This window comes from Clostridium sp., assembly GCF_018372875.1.
Lineage (GTDB): Bacteria > Bacillota > Clostridia > Clostridiales > Clostridiaceae > Clostridium.
In genome coordinates this window covers 188978-211615 of record NZ_JAHAIF010000002.1, presented here as the reverse complement: position 1 = coordinate 211615, position 22638 = coordinate 188978, and the positions used below count along the sequence as shown (strand labels likewise).

Here is a 22638-nt window from a genome sequence, read left to right as displayed (position 1 = left end):
GGAACAAGCAAAATAAATATCCACCCCAACTTTTTTATACAAGATATTTGGAAAATAATAAAATATTTAGGAGGAATATGGGATTATATATAGAATTTTAATAATAAAAATAAGGTATAAAAGGCAAGTATTAGCTTATGGGGAGAGTAGGCCATTATGAAGAAGAAAAAGCGTGAATTATATCTTGAACTGAATGTAAGAATGTTTGGAGAGTTTCGAATATCAAATGAAAATGGCATGTTAAATACAGAGAGTATTCGTTCAGAGATGCTCACAAGGTTATTTACTTATATGTTATGTAATAGAAACAAAAGAATAACAGCTCAGGAACTTATAGATAATCTATGGTCAGAAAATGAAAGTGAAAACCCAACTGGAGCCTTAAAAAATTTAATGTATAGACTTAGAAATTGCTTAAAAAAAGTATGGGGTGAGTATGAGTTTATATTAACAGGAAAGGGTACATATACCTGGAATCCAGAAATTATTTTAAATGTAGATACAGAAAAATTTGAATATTGCTGTAAGAATATGATTAATGCTGAAAGTGTAGAAGAACAATTGTGCATGGGAAAAAAGGCAATTGAATTATACCAAGGAGTATTTCTTCCTAAGTTATCAGAGGAATATTGGGTAATATCTATGGCAACATACTATCATTCTATGTATTTTGATACAGTAAAAAAGTTATTAAGACTTATGGAGGAAGAAAAGAGATATTCAGAAGTGGAAGAGATATGTCAAAAAGCTTTAAAGACAGATTCATCAGATGAAGAAATTCATTGTTTTATGATGAGAGCTTTAATTGCCAATAACAAACAAAAATTAGCTTCAGAACATTATAAAATGACATCAAAATATTTATATGATGTAATAGGGGTACGCCCTTCAAAAGAAATGCAGGAGATTTATGAAAAGCTACAACAGATACAGCATGACCATGAAAGTAATATAGATGTTATTAAAGAAGAATTGAAAGAACAAAAACTTCCCACTGGAGCATTTTTGTGTGAATATGGAGTATTTAGGAAAATATATATATTAGAATCACGTAGTGGCAAAAGGATGGGAATTTCTATTCACCTGGCATTAATTAGTTTATATCCTAATTTTCAAATATCAAAAGAAGATGAGAAATATATTAGTGTTATAAGAGAAGATATGGATATTTTAAAAACAACCTTGCTTAGTTGCACGAGGTCTAGTGATGTTATTTGCAAATATAGTGTGAATCAGTTTTTAGTAATGCTTCCAGCTTGCAAATATGAAGATGCCAAGGTGGTTATTGAACGGTTAAAGGATCAGTTTTATAAAATGGAAAAAACAAATAAAGTGATATTACAATATAGTATTTGTGAAATTGATGATATATAAATTAATAATATTATTATTTAGAACTGGAAATATTCCAGTTCTTTTTTTGATGTGACTAAGCAAAATAAATATCCACTTCACCTTATTTGTGACCGTCATGTGACTTTTTGCTAATATATTATATCTATAAAAGTTAAAAATGTAATTGTTTGTTAGGGTTTAATAAATATTGAGCAAATAGAAAATGATTGGGGGAAAAACCATGAAAAGTAATAAGATGAAAAGAATATTAGTAGCCATACTTTGCATGGTAGTGATGTTGTCTGGTAGTATTTCCGTGTTGGCAGAAGGAAAAGGTGATATAGCAAGAACTTATGAACATTATGGAGAAAACCCAGATTTATCATTAGGAATTTATCCAGAGGGTTATAAAATTTGGAGAGATGAAACTAACAGAGATCACTCAAATGAGGGGGAGCTAAATAGATATACCTTTGGTGATTTTGGTGAAAGCTACGATATATTTAATATATTAGCTAAATATAATGCCTTTACATTTGATTCTTATGTAGGTACACATATTGTTGGTCCAGTTGCAGCTGGGGGAAAGGTTAAGGTTTCTATAGGTGGAACTACACCAAAAGGTGGAACTACACCAAATGTAGTTTATCCACATACAGTTCCTTGTTATATTGGGGGGAGCGCTGAGAATGGAGAGACAATTAAAACAGAGTCTAATATGCCACTGTTTATTAATGGAAACATAGAAGGGAACCAGAAAAAAAGATACATGGAAGAATCTGGTAATACGTATTACAATTATTATTATACAAATGATAATTATAAATATATTGATATGGAAGTAGCAAAAGCAAAAATTACTCAGCAAATTCAAGACTTAAAAGATTTTCAAGGGATTGATGTAACAGGACATTACATGAAGAAAATTGCAATTACTGATAAAGATATAGAAGAAATGAAAAGTTTACCTAAAGGTGGAGTTGTTGAAAAAGAAGGATATACCTTGGAGTATTATGGAGGAGAAGGTTTTAATTATGGAATTCGTTTAAAGCTTGGATATAACTTCGAAATTTCTTCAGTTAAAGATATTAATTATATTATTTATGATTATGAAAACTTAAATGAAGTAGGTAATATGACAACATTTATAAGTATCTTAGATGCTGGAGAATTTAATATGCCAGCTATATTTAAATCAGTTTCTGATAAATTAGGAGATGATTTAGCTATTAATGGAGAAGGAAATATAAAGCCTGCTTATCAATTTGATTCTATTGAGGTTGAAGAGGCCTTTAATATTGTTGGTTTTTTCCCTAATGCAACTAAGATTGATGTGGTGGGTGGTCTTAAGAAATATGTTGGACATTTAGTAGCACCCAAAGCTCATGTTCAAATAGGTACTGGTGATTATAATGGTACTATGATTGCCAATAGTATTACATCAGGTGCAGAAGGACATATGTGGCCATTTAATGTTAAGTCTTTATTGGGATTTAGAAAAACAGTAAATGGATCAATACCAAATGAGAAGGAAGTGTTTAAATTTAAAATAGAAAATATCTCAAAGCCTGAAACTGCAGGGAATATTCCAATTCAGTATGCTGAAAATACTTCAAATGGTTTAGTTACATTTGATCTTTCAGGTTTAACAGAACGAGGGGAGTATATTTTCAAAATTTCAGAAGAATATACCAACACTCAGTACATTAAAAATGATAATGTGTATTATTCTAAATTTAATGTTTTACCATCAACCAGCACAGTAGGTGGTGTTAATATGTCAGCAAAGCTTGAAGGCTTTTATGATGATAAGGAATGTACAATAAAGCATGATATGAATGGTAGTGATGTATTGTATAACAATTTTCGAGATCTTAAGGTTCAAAAGAAGTGGACTGACACAGAAGGAAATGAGTTGGACAAGCAATATTGGAAGCCAGTATCAGTTGAAATTCATAGAAAAGCAACTAAAGATGAAGCTTTTCAGCCAACTGAAGGTACTGTTGTAGATAATGTAGACATTAATGATTTAAAAAATAATACCTTGGTAGAAAAGGTTACACTAAATGAGGAGAATGACTGGAAGCAAACCTTAATAGGAAATCAATATTTCTCATCAAAAATCCTAGAGGAAGATGGAAAGATAGTAAAATATGACTTTACTTATTATGCAAAAGAAATAGATGTACCAAGCAATGCTACTGTAAGCTATGAAAATAATAATGGAATTATTCTTGGGTGCATCACTGTTAAAAATCAAGTGGACTCAGTAGACTTGACTATACAGAAGAAGAGTAGCACTGGTAATAATGACTATCTATCTGGTGCAGAATTTAAACTATTTAAATCAAGTGATTTAAATGCACCATTAAAATTTACATTAAATAATGGTTATTATGTATTTAATGAAAATGGGGACAAGGAAACATTATTAACAGATGGTTCAGAAACTGGTAAAGACAGTGTGGGATTGTTAAAAATAAAAGACTTGCCTATTGGTGATTATGTTATACAAGAAACAAAAAATCCTGAGGGGTTTGTAATCAATAGTGAATTTATATTTATTCATGTTGATAGTAATGGAAGCTATTATCAATTAATGGGTAATGAAAAAGTTCCTAATGATAGCATGGAGAAAGTAAACATTAATCATACATCTACTGATTCAAGTATTCAGTTAGAATTTGCAATTGAAAATACGCCTAAAATTGATGTTCCAGAAACAGGTGGAACACCAAATGATAGATATAAAAAAATGGGGTTCTTACTTACTTGTTTAGGGCTTGTAATGTTAACAGTATATGAAATCAAGTGTAAGAATAATAGAAAAAAAGTATGTTTTAAGTAAGAAAGGGAGGAAAATAAAATGAAATTATTAAAAAAGGTAAGTGTATTAGTGGTATCTGTGGCTATGATGGTAGGCATAATTTCACCTACATTTACAGCTGCAAGTGTAGTAGGAAAGGGCTCTTTACAGATAAATAGAGAAGGAGCTACATATGAGCTATACAAAATTTTAGATTCTAAAACAGAAACAATTGGAAATGAGGATATTGCTATTTATTCAGTAAATGATAATTTTAAAAATTTATTTAATGGAAGTAAGGGTTATACCTTTGAAAGTGATAAAGGTATTTTAAAAGATGGAACAGTAGTTATCTCTTCTGACCAATTACGTACAGATGATAGCAAAGATGAATATAAACAAAGTCCAGAAATGCAAGATCTTACAAAAGCACTTGCTGAGTTTATTTTAGCAAATAAAATCTCTGCTACAGAATTAAGTGGTAATACTAAATTAGAATTAGATCAAGGATATTATTTAGTATTAGAAAATGAAACAACAATTACACCTAATGGAAATTCAGGGCGTGTACCTTCACAGGCAATGTTAATTAATATCACTAAAGATGAAAATGTAAGTATTTTCCCTAAGGATTCTGAACTTACACTTGATAAATCAGTTGAAGAAGGAAATGATAATATAGCTCAAATTGGTACTGAAAAGAACTATAAAATAACATCTTTCGTACCTACTTACGCACCTAATTATAAAGACATAACTTATAAAATAACTGATACAATGTCAAAAGGTTTAACATTAAATGAAACTTCAATTAATGTTGTGGTTGGGAATACTCCTGTTATAGAAAATGGTGTGAAAAAACCAGAATATTTTAAAACATTTAATATTGCAAAGAATACAGATGGTACTACTACAACTACATTTGATTTTAATTATGATACATTAAAATCAGCTGCATTAGTTGGACAACCTGTTACAATTACTTATACAGCTAAAATTAATGAAAATGCTTTAGTTTATGATCCAAATACAAACCAAGCTAAGTTGGATTATACTACATCTCCAGATGGAAGTACTACAGGTGGTATTATTACAGACGAAACAGAAACTTACACTTATGGACTTGATTTGCTTAAGCTAGATGGTAGTAATAAGACAACAGTATTAGCTGGTGCTAAATTTGAAATAAGAGATAATGCAGGTAATGTAGTTGGAACTGTAACAACTGATAAAAATGGTAAGGCATCATTTGTAGGTTTATCAGAAGGTACTTACACAATTACTGAAATAGAAGCACCTAACAGTGAATATGCCCTATTAGATGGACCAATTACTATTAAAACTACTGCTGATGCAAAGAATAAAGCAAATTGTAAAGTAGAGATTATAGATGGTAATAATGAAATAGTTGATAATGTAACAGTAGAAAATGGAACAATTTCATTTAATGTATATAACTACAAAGGTATCAACTTACCAGAAACTGGAGGAATGGGTACAACAATCTTTATGGTTGGTGGAGCAGCACTAATTCTATTAGCAGGTGTAATGTTAGTAGTTTACTCAAAGAAAAGTAAAAATGCTTAAAATAAAATTGTAAATGTGTATAAGAGCCGATGAGGAATCATCGGCTTATATGGTAGTTTTTATGGGAGTGTGCTAGTATGAAAAGACGTTTAATCATGGGATTTATTATTTTGATTATGGTTTTGGGTATAGGCTTAATGGCTTATCCAAGCTTGGCTAATTTTATTAACAATCAATTTTCTATATCTACAATAGGTGATTATAACACCAAGGTAGAAAAATATAATAAAGAGGAAATTGATAAAATAATGAAAGATGCTTATGATTATAACAATTCATTACCTGGTGCATTCCCTGCAGACCCCTTTAGTGGAAAAAATATTTCTAGAAAATCCATCAGTGATTTTAAAGATTTCTTCATGGTACAAGAAGGGGCAATGATTGGATATATAGAGATTCCTAGTGTGGATATTTACCTTCCAATATACTATGGAACAAGTGATGCAGTGTTAAAGAAAGGAGTTGGATTAATTAAAAATTCATCCTTGCCTGTTGCAGGAGAAAGTTCACATGCTTTGCTTTCTGCACACACTGGATTACCTTCCCAAGAATTGTTTACTGGAATAGAAGAGCTAAAAGATGGAGATGTTTTCTTTATTCACACTATGGATCAGGTTTTTGCCTATAGAATAAATCAAAGGAAGGTAGTTTTGCCAGAAGAAACTAGTGATTTAATGATTGAAGAGGGAAAAACATATATAACATTAATAACATGTACACCATATGGCATTAATACTCATAGATTACTTGTCCGTGGAGAATATGATCCTAATTTTGATTTTTCATCTGAGGAATATTCTTTCACCTATGAAAAGCATAAAAATGACTGGTTATGGATGATACTTGTTAGTGGATTTGTTGTTATTGGCATTGTGGGCTTTATCATCTTTAAGAAGAAGAAAAAAGAAAGCAAAAAGGAGGAAAACTAAGAAAATGAAGAAACAAAATAGTGTGCATATAAAGTTATTAACTGTTGTATTAATGTTCCTTACTGCATTTTCATTGCCAGTTAAAGCAGCTCATAAGGGCTCAATTACAATAGTTAATAAGACCTATGAAGGAAAGCTATTGGAAAACATAGATGTTCAACTTTATAAAATTGCATATTTTACTGATGATTCAAGAAGGGAAATTGTCATGGAAGATGCATTTAAAGATTTTGAATTAACCATTGATAAATTGGTTTACTCTGATGCTTTAGAGGATAGTGCTAGTCTTTGTAAGAGTTTTATTGCAGAAAATTCTATTCAGCCTCTAGATGTTAAAGCAACAGATGAGAATGGAAAAGCTGTATTTTCAGATGTAAGTGATGGTATTTATTTTGTTATGCAGAATCAAATAAATTCTCATGAATATACAGTAACTTCTGTACCATTTTATATACAGGTTCCTTTTGAAGATAAGGATGGAAATTCAAATTATCAAGTTACAACATATCCTAAAAATGAAGTTTTATATCATAAGGAAATGGATGAATTATCTGTTGTGAAGATATGGAAAGATAATAATAACAAAGACAAAATGCGTCCAGATTATATTGAAGTGGGCTTATATGGAAATGGACAGCTGAAGGAAACAGTGGAGTTAAGTAATCTTAATAACTGGTCATATACTTGGACTGATTTATCAAAGGATGTTGTTTGGAATGTAGAGGAGATTAAGGTTCCAGATAATTATCTTATGACAAGTGAAAGAAATGGAAATCAGATTACCATTACCAATGAGTTTCATAGTGATGGAGATAGTTATGACATTGCAGATACAGGGGATAAAATGAGGATAGGATTTTATTTTATGTTATTTGCAGTTTCTGGGGTGTTACTTCTGATTTACGTAAAGTGTTGTAGAAAAAGGGATTAAAAATAAGGGGTAAATAAATATATTTTAGATTAGGAAGTTAGGAAACTAACTTCCTTTTTTAAGGTCTAGGGAATTATAAAATTTCTGGAAATTCATAAGATATTTAGAGGAATATGGAACTGTATGTAGAGTTTTAAAGATATGAATGAAATGTTAACAAACAACTTTTAAGAGACAGAAGAGTGGGAGATGAGATTTATGATTGAGGCTATGGAACAGCAGATGGTTAATTAAGATACTGGAAGTGAGTAGATGAAAAACAAAAGTTTTACTGCAGTATGCATAATAGAAATCAATTAAAGGAGCCCCATTATATCTATAATTTAAGTATTTAACATATTCTTATTTTGTAGTTGGAGCATCTTTTGATGAAGTATTGATATAAGATGCTGTGTTATCATCACCACAGCCAACAAGATCTAACATTAATACAGATAATGCGATTAGCAGAATTGATTTTAGTTTTTTCTCATTTGCTTTGCCTCTTTAATAAAATTTATATTTATAGTTTGCTTAGAATAAAGTTTTATATTCTAATTTGAATCTTATTTGTAATATACAATAGACTTTTTATGTGAATTCGTGATAAACTATAGATATTATTTCACAGCAAGTTGTGAATTTTAAAAGAAAGGGAGAAATATGATGGGGCATAATGAAAGAAGAGAATGGATAAAGAAAAAGATAGAAACAGATAAAAAGATAGAGATAGCAGCTCTTAGTAAAGAGCTTAATGTTTCTGAAATGACCATAAGAAGAGATGTTGAGTATTTAGAAAAGGAAGGTATACTTACAAAGGTTTCAAAAGGGGCTATATTAAATTCTGTAAGAAATAAGGATGATATAGATGACACTTTGAATTCTAGAAATCTTCAAAATGTAGAGGAAAAGAAGGTTATAGCAAGGTATGTAAGTGGACTTATAGAAGATGGGGATGTAATATTTATGGATGCTTCTACAACAGTATATGAATTATGTCCATATATAATAGATAAAAAATTGACCATTATAACAAATTCTATAAGAGTAGCACAGCATTTCAACATGTCTAAAAATATAACACTAATACTTGCTGGAGGAATTTTAAGATATGCTACACTTTCATTAATAGGTGCTGATGTAGAGCAGCTTATTTCAAAATATAATACAAATAAGATTTTTATATCAGCCAAGGCTTTATGTCATGATAATGGACTTACAGACATAAATATGTTTGAAATAGATACTAAAAAAGCAGCCATGAAAAATACTCATGAAGTAATAGTCCTTTTAGACCATACGAAAATCAATAAGACATCTCTTACAAAGGTATGTGATATTAAAGATATCTCTAAGATTATTATAGATGAAGAAAGCAATCTTTCAGATGAGCAGAGAAAAGATTTGAAGTTAATTAAAGAAGAAAATATAGAAATTATATTTGCGAAATAGAGAATCTATTAAAAGTAGTTGATACTTTTAATAGATTTTTTTCACATGTTTGTGTAAAAAAATAACATAAAAGTAAAAATAAAGAAAGATAGAGCGTTTTATTAAAAACACGAGGAATATAGGGATAAATTTCTTTAAAACATAAATGAAAATGTTTGCAAAAATAACGTATGGATTATATTATATAAACAAGGGTGTTGATAAAAAACATTTTTGTGTTAATAAAAAACATGTGTGTTGTTAATTAACATGATGAAAGATTGTAAATTGGAGGGGTTTTTATGAATGGATACAAAGAAATGACAAATGAAACAATTGCTGAGTACATTAAGAAATTAAAATTATTTCCAGAAGGTCATAAACTTTCAAGTAAGGAAATAGGAGATGGAAATTTAAATTACGTTTTTAGAGTTAAGGATGAAACAGATGATAAAACAGTAATTGTTAAACAAGCTTTACCTTATTTAAGAGTGGCAGGAGATGGATGGAAATTAACTCTAGATAGAAATAGAATTGAAGCAGAAGCTATGAAATGTCAAAATCAAGTGCACCCTAACTCAGTTCCTAAGGTTTATCATCATGATGATGTTTTTGCATTAACAGTTATGGAAGACCTAGGAGATATGAGCGTTCTTAGAAAAGGTCTAATGGAGATGAAGAAATATCCGAATTTCCCAAAACAAATAGGAAAATTTATGGCTAGAAACTTATTCTTAACATCTGACTTTGGAATGGGACCAATGGAAAAAAAGGCTAATGCATCTAAGTTTATAAGTCCAGAACTTTGCGATATAACAGAAAGATTGGTTTTAACAAATCCATACATGGATGCTGAAGATAATGATATAAATGAATATATAAAAGATTTTGTAGAAAAAGAAATTTGGTTATCAAATGATATTAAGCTTGAAACAGCAAAACTTAAGACAATATTTATGACTAAAGGTGAATCTCTTCTTCATGGAGATCTTCATACAGGATCTATTTTTATAGATGATACTAAATCAATTGTATTTGATACAGAGTTTGCTTTCTATGGACCTTACGGATATGATGTAGGATTATTATTTGCTAATATAGTTTTGAATTATATTTCATGGGAAGGAAGAAAAGATAAGACTCAAGAGGAAATAAGAGAATATAGAAAATACTTATTACAGCTTTGCCAGGAAATATGGGATGAATTCTATAAGAATTTAGATTACCTATGGAATAATGAATCTAAAGATGTAATAACAAAGGCTGAAGGATACGAAGCATATTATGTAAGAGAGCTTTTACATGAAACTGTAGGTTTCTGTTGCTGTGAAGTTATGAGAAGAATAATAGGTATGGCCCATGTTCCAGATTTAGATGCTATAGAGGACCTTAAAGATAGAGCAAAGGCTCAAATCTTTGGATTAAAGCTTTCTAAGAAGCTTATCGTAGAAAGAAACAATATGAGTTCATTTAAAGAATTTGTAGAAATAATAGATGGTGAAACAAAATAGTTAAGGGGTTGAGAGTATGTCAGAAGAATTATTAGCAATACAGTGGAATGAAGAAAAGGACGAGCTTATTTTATTAGATCAGACAAAGCTACCTAATGAAATTGAATATATAAACTATAGTACAGTTGAAGGTGTATATGATTCTATAAAAACTATGATAGTAAGAGGGGCTCCTGCTATAGGGGTAACTGCTGGTTATGGAATGTACTTTGCAGTAAAGAATGCGCCTGAAACATCATTTGAAGAGTTCTATGCTCAAATAAAGAAGGATGGGGAATATTTAAATTCTAGCAGACCAACAGCTGTAAATCTTTCATGGGCAGTTAAGAGAATGCTTAAAAAAGCTGAAGAAGTTAAAAATCTTTCTATTAAGGAAATAAAAAAAGTTTTAAGAGATGAAGCAAAATTAATCCATGAGCAAGATATTGAAATATGCAAAACTATAGGGGAAAATCTTCTTACATTATTAAAAGATGAAATGGGAATATTGACTCACTGTAATGCTGGTCAGCTTGCAACTTCAAAATATGGTACTGCAACAGCACCGATGTATCTTGGAAAAGAAAAGGGCTGGCACTTAAAAATATATTCTGATGAAACAAGACCTAGGCTTCAAGGATCAACACTTACAGCATTAGAGTTATATATGGCTGGTATAGATGTTACTACTATTACTGACAACATGGCTGCAATGGTTATGTCACAGGGTAAGATAAATGCAGTAATAGTTGGTTGTGATAGAATTGCAGCAAATGGAGATACAGCCAACAAGATAGGAACTTTTGGAGTTTCAATTTTGGCAAAATATTTTAACATACCAATGTATATAGCAGCTCCAACTCCAAGTATAGATCTTAACACTTTAACAGGAGAGGGGATTCCTATAGAGGAAAGAGATCCAGAAGAAGTTACTTGCAGATTTGGAGTGTGGACAGCACCAAAGGGAGTAAAAGTGTACAATCCATCTTTTGATGTAACACCACATGAAAATATAACAGCAATAGTCACAGAAAAGGGAATAGTATATCCACCTTTCAAAGAAAATTTAGAGAAGCTACTAAAAGAAGACTAAACTATACAAATTAGGAAGATGCATTTGGGAATCCTGCGTCTTCCTAAAAAATAGAGTACAGCTTTAGAATAAAACTAGATTTAAAAGGAGAGAAAAAATATGGGGGACATAATACAATATATTTTAGACCTAGGTGCTGCTGTGTTTTTGCCATTAATTATGATAATAATAGGCTTAGCAGTAAAGATGAAACCTAAAAAAGCAATAATATGTGGCTTGACATTGGGAATTGCTTTTACAGCAATAAATGTTGTACTTACTTTTATGTTTGACACAATAAGTCCTGCAGCTAGTGCATTTGTAACTAACACAGGAATTAATCTTAAAACCGTAGATGTGGGCTGGTCTCCAGTTGCATCAGTATCATGGGCTTGGCCATATGCACTTATGGTTTTCCCAATTCAAATAGGAATAAACCTTCTTATGTTAGCATTTGGATGGACAAGTTGTCTAAATGTAGATATGTGGAATGTATGGGGAAAGATATTTACAGCAATTCTTGTTGTATCCTTAACTGGTAGTGTGCCATTAGCACTTATTGCAGCCGCAATACAAGTTATATTTGAGCTTAAGAATGCCGATGTTGTAGAAAAATCAGTTTCTGATTTATCAAAGATACCTAATGTCACTTGTGCCCACGTAATGAATTTACAATGTGTACTACTAGCTCCTATAAATAAATTATTAGATCACATACCAGGCATTAATAATATAAATCTTGATGCAAATAAGTTAAAAGAGAAGATTGGTGTATTTGGAGAAAATAGTGTAATGGGATTCCTTGTGGGAGTATTTATAGCAGCACTTGGAAAATGCAGCTTAAAAGTAATACTTCAAACAGGAGTAGGAACAGCAGCAGCTTTGGTTCTATTTCCAATAGCAGCAAACTTTTTTATAGATGCGCTTGGACCAATAGCGGAAGCAGCAGGTAATTTCATGAAGAGCAAATACAAAGGAAGAGATTTTTACGTTGGAGTTGACTGGTCAGTACTTGGTGGAAGAACAGAATTATGGGTTGTATCAATACTTTTAGTACCGGTAGAACTGCTATTTGCTATACTTCTTGCAAAAGTAGGGGTAAACAGCGTGCTTCCATTGGCCGCAATTATTAATGTAGCGGCTACAGTTCCAGCATTAATTGTTACAAAAGGAAATATACTTAGAATGTTTATAATGGGAGTAGTGACAACCCCTATATACTTAATGGTTTCATCACAATTTGCTCCTATGATAACTAAGCTGGCTATTGCACAAAATACATTAGATGTTCCTGCTGGACAGCTATTAACATATTACGGTGCAGAAGGACCAGAGTTTAGATGGGCTTTAATTCAAGCTTTTTCTGGTAACAATAAGTTATTAGCAATATTGCCTTTCGTTGCTTTTGTAGCTCTTTTCTTATGGTACAAGAGTTATATGAAGAAAAAAGATGCAGAGATGACTTGTGGAAAACATTAAGGGATGCGTTAAAATAGAAGAGAATGAATAAAGATATAATAAGCAGCAAAGGGAGAAAAAAATATGTTAGAGGGATTAAAAGTTAAACTCACTGGAATCGCGAAAAGAGCAGATGCTGATGGATTATGCAAGCATAAATCAGGAAATTTCAGTATAAGAGATAAAGCTACAGGATATATATTAGTTACACCATCAGGAGTATCTAGAGAAGAACTTACAGCAAACCATATCTGTGTTGTAGATATGGATATGAATTTGATAGAAGTTAATAAGGATGTCCGTCCTACTAGTGAACTTCTTATGCACATAGAAGCATACAGATGCAGACCTGATGTAAATGCTATAGTACACACACATTCAAAATTTGCTACAGCTTTCTCAGTGCTTAATAAGGAGATACCACCTATAGTTTATGAGATAGTGAATATTGTTGGAGGAGAAGGTATAATAAGAGTTGCACCATATGAAAGACCGGGAACAGAGGCTCTGGCGAAGAGCATAGTAAAACCTATTGAAATTGCAGATGCATGTTTAATGGCTAATCACGGAGTTTTAGCTGTGTCTAAAGAAGATATAGAAGATGCTTTTTTAAAGGCTGCTTATGTGGAAGAGGTTGCAGAAGTTTATTATAGAGCTCTTCTTATAAATGGAGGAAAAGAACCAAACACAATACCACAAAGTGAACTTGGCAAATGGTCATATCCAGAGCAGATAAAATTAAATAACAAAACTAAAAAGTAGTTTCAAAAAGGTATTTCTCAATTAAAATGGGGGAGTACCTTTTTTATTTATGTGAAATAATTTGTAACATAATAAAGTATTTGGAAGGAATATGGAGACGTGTATAGAATTTTATATATGAATAAATTGTTAAAAGGTTAAGTGAGATATGGATAAAGAACTTATTAGGAATATAGCAGAAAAAGAGATAGCCATAGGGGTAGATGTTCCCTATAGCAGAGAAGTAGATTACATAACTTTTTCTAGAGTTTTAAAGGATGATAGAGTGGTTGCTAGTTATAAAATGTATTGGCTGCTAGCAATTTTAGATGAGGTTCAAGAAGGAAATATTGAAATAGAATTTAGAAAACTAATAACTAGAATGATTGCCTATGCATGGTATCCTATATCAAAATTCAGACTATACTTTGGAGCATGGGATAACCTAGGAAAGGTTGTTAATTATATTTCAGATACCTATAATTTGAAACCAAACATTAATAAAAGTGAATTAATAGATTTTATTTATAATTCCAATGATAAAGAATTAAACAAAATGATAAAAAACTTAACATATAATGTACCACACAAGTTTTTATCACCATTTTATGATGGTATAGCTAAGGAGCCTTCTTTAAAGACTGTAATGATGCTTTCTAAGGAGCATAAGAGATGGATATATGAGATTTATAGAAATAGTGATGAAGAAAATTGTATCAGAATTAGAGAAGGTTGGGATGATTATTTAAAGTATAACTATAAGATCATTCAAGGATGGGTTTATTATAAGTTGGTTTGTTTCTTGCAAAAAAGGAATCCTAATGTTCCAGGAATTGCAATGAAGCTTGAAGCACCACTAAATAGAAATCTTACCACTCAAACAAAGATTTGGACTAGCATTATTGAAAGAAAAAATATCATTGATTTATATACAGGACTACCATTTACACAGGAAAACTATAAAGAGCATGGTAACTTAAGCATGGATCACTTTATACCATGGAGCTTTGTACTTCATGATCAAATGTGGAATTTGGTGCCTACCTTTAAAAATATAAATAGTAAAAAAAGTGATAATTTATTTAAATATGAAGATTATATAGAAGGTTTAGCTAAATTGCAGTATGATGCTTTTTGCTTTGTGGTAGATGAGAATAAGAAAGAGGAGATTGAGGAATATAGGGGCATTTTAAGAGTTCCAGATGCAGTAGCTTTTAAAGCTGAAGGAAGCTATGAAGAGTTCTTTAAAAGGTATAAGGATGGGACATGCCCTATTTATAACATTGCTGCTAACCAAGGATTTAAGGTGGTTAATGGGATTTATATAAGAAGTTAAGTTTGAACAGGAGAAGAATTATGAAGGAATATAATAAGTTAGTAAGAGATAAGATTCCTGAAATTATAAGAGCTGATGGCAAGGAATGTGAAGTTAGAATAGCTGAAGGTAAGGAAAAGTGTGAGTTACTTGAGAAGAAACTTATGGAAGAGGTTAATGAGTTTTTAGAAGATAAGAATTTAGAGGAACTTGCGGATGTTATGGAGGTTCTTTTTGGACTAGCTAGAGAGATTGGATATAGTGAAGAGGATTTGATTAGGAAGAGGGAAGAGAAGAATAAGGAGCGTGGTGGATTTAAGGATGGAGCTATATTGAGGTATGTAAAGTAGAATATGGAAAGATATTATAAGATTCGATTATAGTAAGTATTGGCATCAGTACCATCTTGCCTCTACCATGAAACCCTTGACAATACAAATTGTGTTGTCGAGGGTTATTGTTGTATTTAGAGAACCACAGGTTATACCTGTGGTTCTAGATAGCTTTTAACGGTGAGTAGAAAAATAAAACTTCCAATGTAGAATTATAGTAGGGTTACTGAACACTACATACAAAGGATGTTAATCTAAAATCGATAATAGTAGTTTAGTACATAGAAAGTGGAATTGTAAATATCACATAGTATTTGATCTAAAGTATAGAAGACAAATAGTATATTGGAAAATAAATATATATAAGTATTGTGTTTTAATACAGCATATTATAAAATGAAATGAGTTATGCTGTATTTGGAGATGTTTTATGAATAATGTTGATGTAATAAAGAATAAAAAAGATATAGAAAAAATTAAAAAAACTCTTATAATGGGGGATTACAGAAATTATCTTATGTTTATTATAGGGATTAATACTGGATTGAGAATTACACAAATATTGTCATTAAAGTTTTCGGATTTAATTGATAATGAAAATAATATCCTAAGTAAAATTTACTTTAATGGGATTGAATACAGAATAAATGACTGCATTAAAGATGCTCTTAGAATTTATATATGTACTAGTGGAGTTAAAAATAAAAATACATTTATTTTTAAAAGTAAAAAAGGAGAAAATCCAATAGAAAGAACACAAGCTTATAGAATATTAAAAAATGCCTGCAGGAAAGCTGAAATAAACTTAAATTTTGGAACACATACTTTAAGGAAAACATTTGGATATCATTTTTATAAACAATATAAAGATTTAAAGTATTTACAAAAATTATTCAATCATTCATCGATAAATATAACTATGGAATATATAGATTTAGAGAGCAAGAATGATGAAGTAAAATATAGTTCGTTTAATTTATAACTTAGGAAAAGAGGTAGAATATATGCTAAATGTGATAGATTTATTTTGTGGATGTGGAGGGTTGAGTCTTGGGTTTAAACTTGCTGGATATAACATAGTTGGTGGAGTAGATATAAACAAAGAAGCAATTGATACATTTAATGCTAATTTTTCAAATGCAAAAGGTATCTGTTTTGATTTGTTAAAAATGGATAGCGATAATATAGTTAAAGCTTTTGGAGATTTGAAAAATATAGATGTAATTATTGGAGGGCCGCCTTGTCAAGGTTTTTCTTCAGCTAATAGATATAAAAAGGAAGAAGAGGATGATAGAAATAAATTGTTTTTTGAATTTGTTAAGTTTGTAGATTTAGCAGAACCTAAAGCAATAGTTATTGAAAATGTTAGGGGAATAGTAACAAGCAACAATGGATATGCAAAAGATAGAATTTATGAGATATTTGAAAGCAGAGGATATGAAGTTAATCATAAAATTCTAGATGCATCATTATATGGTGTTCCTCAAAAAAGACTTAGAAACTTTTTTGTAATTACAAAAGGAGTAAAATTCGATTTTGAATTATTAAGAAAAAAAGAAAATATTGTAACTGTAAAAGAGGCAATAGGAGAATTATACAAATATGATAAAGAATCTGGGAAAGAATTTTATAAAATCGACACGGTAGCAGAAACTGAATATCAAAAGTATTTAAGAAATAGAGAAAATATAATTTATAATCATGAAATAAAGTATCCTGCAGAAATTGTTCAAAAGAGAATGTCATTTGTACCTCAAGGTGGGAACTGGAGAGATATTCCACAAGAGTTATTTGAAAATAATAGAAATAATAGACATTCATCAGCTTTTAAAAGATTAAATGAGAAAGATACATCAGTAACTATTGATACTGGGAATGCTCACAGTAATTATTTTCATCCATTGTATAATAGAATACCTACTGTTAGAGAAGCAGCAAGATTACAATCATTTAATGATACGTTCATATTTAAAGGTTCTAGAACAGCTCAATATAGACAGGTTGGAAATGCAGTTCCCCCATTACTGTCTAAAGCAATAGCAGACGCATTAAAGGAGGTACTAGGGGATGAATAAACCAAAGATTTTAGATTTATTTTGTGGTTGTGGAGGATTAAGTTTAGGTTTTGAAAGTGCAGGTTTTGAAGTGGCTTTAGCTATTGATATATGGAATGATGCTATTCAAACATATAATAAGAATCATTCTAAACCAGTGGCTATATGCAAAGATATACATGAATTAGATAATAATTATTTAAGGGAGTTTTCTCAAAAGGAAAATATAGTAGGAGTAATAGGGGGGCCACCTTGTCAAGGATATAGTACTGTAGGGACTAGAGATGTAAATGATCCTAGAAATCATTTATATTTAGAATATTGTAGGGTTGTAGAAGCTATAAAGCCTAAATTTTTTGTTATAGAGAATGTAAAAGGATTATTGACATTAAACAACGGAATGTTTAAAGATGATATTATAGATAGATTTAGTAAGTTAGGATATAATATTTCTTTTAAAATTCTAAATGCATCTAATTATGGCGTACCCCAAAATAGGCAAAGGGTATTTTTTGTAGGACTTAAGGAAGATGAGTTTGATTTCCCTATAGAGAAGAACTATAAAGTATCAACTTTTGAAGCACTAAGTGATTTACCATCATTAGATTTGATGGAAGAATGTTTAGAAATATATCCATATAAAGATGATGAAGTTAGTGAATATCAAAAGCTAATGAGAAAAGATAGTGATATGATTTATAATCATAATGAAACTAAGCATACAGAACAAACAAAAAAGATTATTTCGATGATTAAAGATGGAGGCAGAATATCTGATTTACCAGAAGAATATTGGGGAGTAAGAAAATATAATAAAGCTTTTCAAAGGATGAATAGTAAAGAACCATCCCATACTATAGATACAGGTCATAGAAATTATTTTCATTATAAAGAAAATAGAGTTCCGTCAGTAAGAGAATGTGCTAGAATACAGTCATTTCCAGATAAATTTATTTTTGTAGGAGCCAAAACAAGTCAATATAAACAAGTTGGAAATGCAGTTCCACCATTATTGGCATATGAAGTAGCTAGTGCTATAAAAAAACAATTGTGTTATAATATAGAAGAAGATTGAAAATGCAAAATGGATGTAGTATACTACATCCATTTTATTAATATTGTTTTTAGTTATTTTTAATATATGAAAGGAAAGTCTAGTAATAATTAATATTACTAGACTAGAATAAGGTGTAATAATGAATATAGTAATTGAAAATTGTTCATCGCCAGGAGCTAGTTTTACAGAAAACACCAATAGTGTAATTCTAAAATGTTATAGTTGGATTCAAGAGCATCCTAATTGTAAAAAAACGTTTAAGGAGTTTAGACTTGACTTGCAAAAGGAAAAGGGGATTAATGATAATAATGCACGAAATATATACCCATTTTTAAAAAATTGTGGATTTATTAGATATAATAGAAATGAAATTGTGAATTATAACAATTTTTTTACCAATAATGGGTTGGCATATATTAGAGTATTAGAAGCTATTAAATTGCTTAAGGATGAAGGGTTAAATAGTGTTGAAAAGAAAGAAGCACATGAAAAGTTAATTCTTATCAAACAAGATATTATTATGGAAGGTTTAAAAAAACTCTTAAAAGTTCCAGATAGTAATTATAAAATGGAATATGTATCATGCATAAGGTTTTTATTAAAATTTGAAAGGATAAATAAAATAGAATTTGCTTATTTATTATATGAGAAAAATCATGATATGATTTCTTATTTAGATAATATGAATAATAATATTTTATCATACAGAAATGGAGATATTGATATTGAAGTAAGTATTAGTGTAAGAAATGATATTAAGTTAAGAAAGGAAACTGGTCGAGAGCGAAGATTAGAAACAATCAGTTTTTTAACAGCTTATACATATATATTAGGAACATTAAATCAAGCTGGAATAGTAAAAAAACATAATAATACTTTTGAATTTAATGAAAATAAACGTACTTGGGTAGAAGAATTATTAATGGAGGTCTTAAAAAATGAGTGATATTAGTAGAAATATTGCAACTGATATTGGGGGGAAGATGGAGGAGATAAAAAAGCTACTTAATATATGTGATGATGGTAATAAAAAAAAGGATAATAAAATGTTAAATACATATAATAGAATAATTTTTGGAGCACCTGGAACAGGAAAAAGCTTCAAAATTAATAAAGATATTGAAGAGAATGAATTAAAAAAGTCATTTAGAAGGGTAACATTCCATCCTAATTACACATATGCACAATTTATAGGATCATATAAACCAGTAAGTAAATTAAATAAAATTACAGGTGAAAAAGAAGTGTTATATGAATTTGTTCCTGGACCATTTTTAAAAGTTTTAGTAGAGTCATTAAGGGATGAAAAAGAAGGAAAACCTCATCTATTAGTTATAGAAGAAATTAATAGAGCAAATCCTGCAACTGTATTTGGGGATGTTTTTCAATTATTAGATAGAGACGATAAAGGTAAAAGCTGCTATACAATATCTTTATCTATGGAATTAAAAGAGTTCCTTGAAAGCGAAGAAGGACTAGGCAAAAGATTTGCTGAAATATTAGGAGAGGGTAGTGAAGATATATATATACCTAATAATATGTATATATGGGCAACTATGAATAGTGCTGACCAAGGAGTTTACCCAATGGATTCTGCTTTTAAGAGAAGATGGTCATTTGAATATATAGGAATTGATAAAAATGAAGAAGAATTAAAAGGTAAGGAATATGAATTTATTAGTTTAAAGGATAAGGGTAACACTTATTCTGTATATGAATGGAATACAGTAAGAAAAGCTATCAACAAAAAACTTAAAGTAGATGGGAAAGTAAATGAGGACAAGCTTTTAGGACCATTTTTCTTAAGTAAGACAGAGTTGTTAAAATGGAAAGAGAACCAAGAAGAATTTGATGATATATTTAAAAGCAAGGTATTAATGTATTTATACGAGGACATATTGAAGTATAAGAAAATAGATTTTTTTGTTGAAGGTGTACAAACATTATCAGATATAATGAATGCATATGATAATGGAAAAGTATTCAACTTTGAAATAGAAAAAATACAACTAGAAAGTTTAGACGACGATTTTAAGGCTGCTGAGGAGCAAAGCTCATATGAAACAAAGGAGTAATTTGAGCTATGATATTGTTGAAAGAGCTTAAGGCTTATTCTGAAAAAGATTTAATGAATAAGCTTGAAGTAGGAAATGAAGATTTACAAAAAATAATTAAAGTATTATATGAGAAAAGAATATTAAAATATAATTATAAAGGTGAAATACAGTTTTCATATGTTGGAATAATCATAATAAAAGGGAAAAGTATTTTCGTTTTTCCTAAGTATATAAAGAGCGAAAACGAAATAAATCAAAGGCAAGTGGTAAAGCAAGTTATAAAATTATTAAATGAATTTAGTGAAAGAGAAAAATTAGATAAGAATAACTTAGAGAGTTTTTCACTTGAAAAAGAAACGTTAGAGGATAATTTAATACCTATAATTTGCTTTTTATTAGATGATTATATTGCAAATAATATATACGAAAATGAAATAAGTTCCGACGAGTTAAATGGTGATGGTGAAATTAATTGGGATAAAACGATAGAGTTAATTGACCCAATAGTAATAAATAATCAATGGTTTTATTCAGATTTAATTACTAATAGAACTACAGTTGATACTGGTAGATATATAACTAGATTGCATGGGGCAGTAATAAATGAATGCATGACTTTTTTAGATAATACTGGATTAAATTCTATTTTAGCATATAATGTGGAAAATATAGAAAACTCTCTTGAAGATCTAGATGAAGTAGATAGAATAGATAGAGAAATTGAAAATGAGATGACGGTACAATTTAATGATAGAAAGAAAAGAGTACTATATGCTATAAAGGCATATTTAGATAAGCGAAGTGATACTGGTGAATTAAATCTATTATTATATGGGACAAGAAACTTTAAATGGGTTTGGGAGGTAATATGTGGATATGTTTTTCATAATGAATTTGTAAGGTGTGGGAATAAAGATAAGTATAGTATTTATGAAATAGAGTCTCCAAAGTGGTATATAGATAATAGTGATAAGTTAGAAAATGATGCCTCGAGTGAGTATGAAATGAAAAAAAACAGGTTGACTCCAGACATATTAAAAGTAATATTAAATAATGGAGAAAAAGTTTTATTAATTTTAGATGCTAAATATTATAATATAAGAGTTCAAGATAGTATGGTAAAAGGAAATCCAGGCATAGAGGATATTACAAAACAATATTTATATCATGCTGCACTAAAGAAGTATATAAGTAAAAATAAAATAAATAAAGTTTTTAATGCATTTTTATTTCCTAGTGATTTAGAAACTCATATACAGGGAGTAGTTGTATTAGAGTTTATGAGGATTTTTTCTGACATAGATATAAATTTAATCCAACTAAATGTAGAGGAAGTTATAAAGTTGTATTGTAATAATAAAAGATATAATTTAAATGAGTTCGTATCACTTATAAATGGCTATACTAATAAGGAGAAACAATTGAATATATAAACAATGACAGACTTCATATTATTGTTATGAATATATAATGTTTATAACAATTCAAGGAGTTAAAGGGATAAGTTGGGATTTATACTAGATTAGTCTGATTAATAATTCAAGTATAGAGTGATTTGGAGATAATAATTAAAAATCATTAGTGCGATTACATAGGAGAAACATTAATATTATTGATTGCATTATAAAACTTAATTTAGACACTTGAAATTTATTACTACATATAGTAGAGAAGAATGATTTGAAAAGACACTTAGGATACTAGGTGTCTTTCATTATGTCTATATGAGAAAGTGGAGTAAATATATAAATAATAATATATCCTCTTAATAGTTCTATTCATTAAATTTTAAGCGATAAACACAAAATAATATGGAAAGTAATAAGTGGTATGGAAGGAAAAACAAGTTATCTATAGAATTTTAAATTATAAACAAATTATTAAATATGAAATTGGAAATAAAGAATTTAGGGGGATACTATGGAAAATTAGATAACCATTGGGTTTCCTATAGTAGAGAATTAGATTACATTTACTGAAGAAAATTAGAAAGGTTTTTTTTATAAGTGTGAGTGTAAGTAGATAATAGAAATGTATTCAAAGTGATAACTAGAAGATTACTTG

18 protein-coding genes and 1 pseudogene are annotated in these 22638 nt (G+C 29.7%); all 19 read left to right on the top strand.

The genetic code is table 11. The features are described from left to right. Window positions 1–156 precede the first annotated feature (156 nt). The 19 genes and pseudogenes from KIB46_RS01630 (at window position 157) to KIB46_RS01540 (ending at window position 22007) form a co-directional block, all read left to right on the top strand. Window positions 157–1374 carry a BTAD domain-containing putative transcriptional regulator gene (locus tag KIB46_RS01630; RefSeq protein WP_291670300.1) on the top strand — a complete coding sequence of 406 codons (1218 nt, stop codon included), beginning with the start codon at window positions 157–159 and terminating at the stop codon, window positions 1372–1374. A gap of 202 nt (window positions 1375–1576) precedes the next feature. Next, the gene (locus KIB46_RS01625; RefSeq protein ID WP_291670298.1) at window positions 1577–4183 is read left to right on the top strand and encodes a collagen-binding domain-containing protein; all 2607 of its coding nucleotides are present in this window, start codon (window positions 1577–1579) and stop codon (window positions 4181–4183) included. Window positions 4184–4201: 18 nt separating this feature from the next. Then, window positions 4202–5728 (top strand): SpaH/EbpB family LPXTG-anchored major pilin, encoded by a 1527-nt coding sequence (locus KIB46_RS01620; RefSeq protein WP_291670296.1) that lies wholly within the window; start codon window positions 4202–4204, stop codon window positions 5726–5728. A gap of 77 nt (window positions 5729–5805) precedes the next feature. Continuing rightward, complete coding sequence (locus KIB46_RS01615; RefSeq protein ID WP_291670294.1) at window positions 5806–6657, top strand: class C sortase; 852 nt, start codon at window positions 5806–5808, stop codon at window positions 6655–6657. Window positions 6658–6661: 4 nt separating this feature from the next. Further along, a complete protein-coding gene (locus tag KIB46_RS01610) occupies window positions 6662–7588 on the top strand; it encodes a Cna B-type domain-containing protein (protein ID WP_291670292.1) in 927 nt (308 codons plus the stop codon). A 645-nt stretch (window positions 7589–8233) separates the two neighbouring features. After that, window positions 8234–9019: a DeoR/GlpR family DNA-binding transcription regulator gene (locus tag KIB46_RS01605; RefSeq protein WP_156563204.1), complete on the top strand. Its 786-nt coding sequence runs from the start codon at window positions 8234–8236 to the stop codon at window positions 9017–9019. Window positions 9020–9300: 281 nt separating this feature from the next. Beyond that, window positions 9301–10509 (top strand): S-methyl-5-thioribose kinase, encoded by a 1209-nt coding sequence (mtnK, locus tag KIB46_RS01600; RefSeq protein WP_156563203.1) that lies wholly within the window; start codon window positions 9301–9303, stop codon window positions 10507–10509. A 16-nt stretch (window positions 10510–10525) separates the two neighbouring features. Next, window positions 10526–11581 carry an S-methyl-5-thioribose-1-phosphate isomerase gene (gene mtnA, locus KIB46_RS01595; protein ID WP_156563202.1) on the top strand — a complete coding sequence of 352 codons (1056 nt, stop codon included), beginning with the start codon at window positions 10526–10528 and terminating at the stop codon, window positions 11579–11581. A gap of 99 nt (window positions 11582–11680) precedes the next feature. After that, window positions 11681–13039, top strand: a complete 1359-nt coding sequence (locus tag KIB46_RS01590; protein WP_156563201.1) for a PTS transporter subunit IIC — start codon at window positions 11681–11683, stop codon at window positions 13037–13039. Window positions 13040–13102: 63 nt separating this feature from the next. After that, window positions 13103–13780, top strand: coding sequence for a class II aldolase/adducin family protein (locus KIB46_RS01585; protein WP_291670287.1), 678 nt, complete (start codon window positions 13103–13105; stop codon window positions 13778–13780). 148 nt (window positions 13781–13928) lie between these two features. Further along, window positions 13929–15095, top strand: coding sequence for an HNH endonuclease domain-containing protein (locus KIB46_RS01580; RefSeq protein ID WP_291670285.1), 1167 nt, complete (start codon window positions 13929–13931; stop codon window positions 15093–15095). Window positions 15096–15115: 20 nt separating this feature from the next. Further along, a complete protein-coding gene (locus KIB46_RS01575) occupies window positions 15116–15424 on the top strand; it encodes a nucleoside triphosphate pyrophosphohydrolase (RefSeq protein ID WP_291670283.1) in 309 nt (102 codons plus the stop codon). A gap of 241 nt (window positions 15425–15665) precedes the next feature. Then, window positions 15666–15761: pseudogene (locus KIB46_RS01570) on the top strand (IS200/IS605 family transposase); the annotation flags it as partial. A 75-nt stretch (window positions 15762–15836) separates the two neighbouring features. After that, window positions 15837–16388, top strand: a complete 552-nt coding sequence (locus KIB46_RS01565; protein WP_291670281.1) for a tyrosine-type recombinase/integrase — start codon at window positions 15837–15839, stop codon at window positions 16386–16388. Between the two features lie 22 nt (window positions 16389–16410). Continuing rightward, window positions 16411–17481, top strand: coding sequence for a DNA cytosine methyltransferase (locus KIB46_RS01560; RefSeq protein WP_291670279.1), 1071 nt, complete (start codon window positions 16411–16413; stop codon window positions 17479–17481). Continuing rightward, window positions 17474–18535, top strand: a complete 1062-nt coding sequence (locus KIB46_RS01555) for a DNA cytosine methyltransferase (RefSeq protein WP_291670276.1) — start codon at window positions 17474–17476, stop codon at window positions 18533–18535. Before KIB46_RS01560 ends, KIB46_RS01555 begins: the two co-directional genes overlap by 8 nt. A gap of 121 nt (window positions 18536–18656) precedes the next feature. Then, entirely contained in the window at window positions 18657–19463 is an 807-nt protein-coding gene (locus KIB46_RS01550; RefSeq protein WP_291670274.1) for a hypothetical protein, read from the top strand. Further along, a complete protein-coding gene (locus KIB46_RS01545) occupies window positions 19456–20592 on the top strand; it encodes an AAA family ATPase (RefSeq protein ID WP_291670272.1) in 1137 nt (378 codons plus the stop codon). Before KIB46_RS01550 ends, KIB46_RS01545 begins: the two co-directional genes overlap by 8 nt. A gap of 8 nt (window positions 20593–20600) precedes the next feature. Continuing rightward, on the top strand, window positions 20601–22007 hold the full coding sequence (locus KIB46_RS01540; RefSeq protein ID WP_291670271.1) for an LlaJI family restriction endonuclease: 1407 nt from the start codon (window positions 20601–20603) through the stop codon (window positions 22005–22007). The last annotated feature ends 631 nt before the right edge of the window (window positions 22008–22638 follow it).

Bases quoted from the DNA above. Each gene is read 5' to 3' on its own strand.
- KIB46_RS01565 (WP_291670281.1), top strand. From the start codon at position 15,837: ATGAATAATGTTGATGTAATAAAGAATAAAAAAGATATAGAAAAAATT.
- KIB46_RS01550 (WP_291670274.1), top strand. From the start codon at position 18,657: ATGAATATAGTAATTGAAAATTGTTCATCGCCAGGAGCTAGTTTTACA.
- KIB46_RS01580 (WP_291670285.1), top strand. From the start codon at position 13,929: ATGGATAAAGAACTTATTAGGAATATAGCAGAAAAAGAGATAGCCATA.
- KIB46_RS01540 (WP_291670271.1), top strand. From the start codon at position 20,601: ATGATATTGTTGAAAGAGCTTAAGGCTTATTCTGAAAAAGATTTAATG.
- KIB46_RS01585 (WP_291670287.1), top strand. From the start codon at position 13,103: ATGTTAGAGGGATTAAAAGTTAAACTCACTGGAATCGCGAAAAGAGCA.
- KIB46_RS01605 (WP_156563204.1), top strand. From the start codon at position 8,234: ATGGGGCATAATGAAAGAAGAGAATGGATAAAGAAAAAGATAGAAACA.
- KIB46_RS01555 (WP_291670276.1), top strand. From the start codon at position 17,474: ATGAATAAACCAAAGATTTTAGATTTATTTTGTGGTTGTGGAGGATTA.
- KIB46_RS01615 (WP_291670294.1), top strand. From the start codon at position 5,806: ATGAAAAGACGTTTAATCATGGGATTTATTATTTTGATTATGGTTTTG.
- KIB46_RS01630 (WP_291670300.1), top strand. From the start codon at position 157: ATGAAGAAGAAAAAGCGTGAATTATATCTTGAACTGAATGTAAGAATG.
- KIB46_RS01575 (WP_291670283.1), top strand. From the start codon at position 15,116: ATGAAGGAATATAATAAGTTAGTAAGAGATAAGATTCCTGAAATTATA.
- KIB46_RS01560 (WP_291670279.1), top strand. From the start codon at position 16,411: ATGCTAAATGTGATAGATTTATTTTGTGGATGTGGAGGGTTGAGTCTT.
- KIB46_RS01620 (WP_291670296.1), top strand. From the start codon at position 4,202: ATGAAATTATTAAAAAAGGTAAGTGTATTAGTGGTATCTGTGGCTATG.
- KIB46_RS01590 (WP_156563201.1), top strand. From the start codon at position 11,681: ATGGGGGACATAATACAATATATTTTAGACCTAGGTGCTGCTGTGTTT.
- mtnK (WP_156563203.1), top strand. From the start codon at position 9,301: ATGAATGGATACAAAGAAATGACAAATGAAACAATTGCTGAGTACATT.
- KIB46_RS01610 (WP_291670292.1), top strand. From the start codon at position 6,662: ATGAAGAAACAAAATAGTGTGCATATAAAGTTATTAACTGTTGTATTA.
- KIB46_RS01545 (WP_291670272.1), top strand. From the start codon at position 19,456: ATGAGTGATATTAGTAGAAATATTGCAACTGATATTGGGGGGAAGATG.
- mtnA (WP_156563202.1), top strand. From the start codon at position 10,526: ATGTCAGAAGAATTATTAGCAATACAGTGGAATGAAGAAAAGGACGAG.
- KIB46_RS01625 (WP_291670298.1), top strand. From the start codon at position 1,577: ATGAAAAGTAATAAGATGAAAAGAATATTAGTAGCCATACTTTGCATG.